General features: G+C 43.0%; 1 protein-coding gene. It reads left to right on the top strand.

Annotation, left to right across the window (positions count from 1 at the left end):
- Window positions 1-79: 79 nt before the first annotated feature.
- On the top strand, window positions 80-1426 hold the full coding sequence (locus QL998_RS20585) for an IS1182 family transposase (protein ID WP_290193388.1): 1347 nt from the start codon (window positions 80-82) through the stop codon (window positions 1424-1426).
- Window positions 1427-1618 lie beyond the last annotated feature (192 nt).

Below are 1618 nucleotides of genomic sequence, written 5' to 3'. Positions count from 1 at the left end.
GCTTCAGACTGTTGAAAAAGGGCTAGACACAGATCGAGCCCTTTGATCTAATAAGCAGAGTGAATTTGGAGAGTTCATTATGCTTAGAGATAAAACCCCGCAACAACATGAATTAGAAATGGTCGCAATTGACCAGCTTGTTCCACAAGACCATTTAGTTCGACTCGTAGACTTAGCAATCGACTTTGAATTCATCCGTGATGAAGTCGCCCACTTATATTGCAAAAATAATGGTCGTCCAGCCGTAGACCCTGTCCGCTTATTTAAATACCTCTTCTTAGGTTACTTGTTTGGTATTCAAAGCGAGCGCCGCCTTATTAAAGAAGTACAAGTGAATGTCGCCTACCGCTGGTTCTTAGGTCTAGGGCTCACCGATGATGTTATCCATCATTCGACATTGAGCCAAAACCGAGTAAAACGCTTTAAAGACAGCGATATTTATCAATCCATCTTTGACAACATCGTGCGTCAAGCAATGAAACAAAAACTCATTGGTGGGCACAGTTTATTTGCAGATAGCACCCATTTAAAAGCCAATGCCAATAAGCGCCGCTACGATATTGAAGACTTAAAAGTTAGCCCCTCAGTATATGTTGAGCAGCTTAATGAAGCGGTGATAAAGGACAGAGAAGCCGAAGGAAAAAAGCCCCTGAAGTATGAGGAAAAGGCGCCTTGTACAAAACCCACCAAGGTAAGTCGAACCGACCCAGACAGTGGGTTTATGGTGCGTGATGAAAAGCCCAAAGGATTCTTCTATTTAGACCATAGGGTTGTGGATGGCAGGCATGGTATTATCGTTGATACACACGCCACAGCAGGTAATGTTCATGATAGTCAACCAATCATACAACGCTTAGACCGTGTGCTTGATACGTTTGAACTCAACCCCATAGCGATTGGGTTAGATGCAGGGTACTTTACAGCCGCAGTGTGCCATAACTTAGAAGAACGACAACTCGTTGGTGTCCTGGGTTATCGACGGCCAAATAGAAAGAAAGGCTATTTTGCAAAACGAGAATACAGTTACGACGCAGACACTGATACCTACACATGCCCGCAAGGCGAAACACTGATTTATAACACCACGAATCGACTAGGTTATCGACAATACCACTCAACCCCAAAGACATGTAAAGATTGTCCAGTACGGGCGCGATGCACGAATAGTAAAAACCATACCAAAGTGGTTACACGGCATGTGTGGCAAGCAAGTGTAGAAGCAGCAAATGAAACTCGCTTAAGTGAGTGGGGTAAAAAACGCTATAAACGACGAGGTGAAACAGTAGAAAGAAGTTTCGCAGATGCAAAACAACACCACGGCCACCGTTATTGTAGATATAGAGGAATTAAAAAGGTCAATGCACAGTGTTTGTTGGCAGCAGCTTGTCAGAATATGAAGAAAATGGCGTTAATGAAGGCAGCGTAACCGAAATTAAGCATTATAAGTCTCAAAACTACCCTACAACCCCGCCATAAGGGGGTAAATTAATGAAAAGTCACATCAGCAATAAAACCTAAAGAATAATAACAACACCAGAAAAATATCGCGATCGCAGCCTTCGGCTGCTCAAAAATAGTAAACCCTACAAAAAAGCAGGGTTTATCGTCAATCTGAAGC

Source organism: Pseudoalteromonas sp. APC 3691 (assembly GCF_030408135.1).
Lineage (GTDB): Bacteria > Pseudomonadota > Gammaproteobacteria > Enterobacterales > Alteromonadaceae > Pseudoalteromonas.
This window is presented reverse-complemented; position numbering and strand designations above follow the sequence as displayed.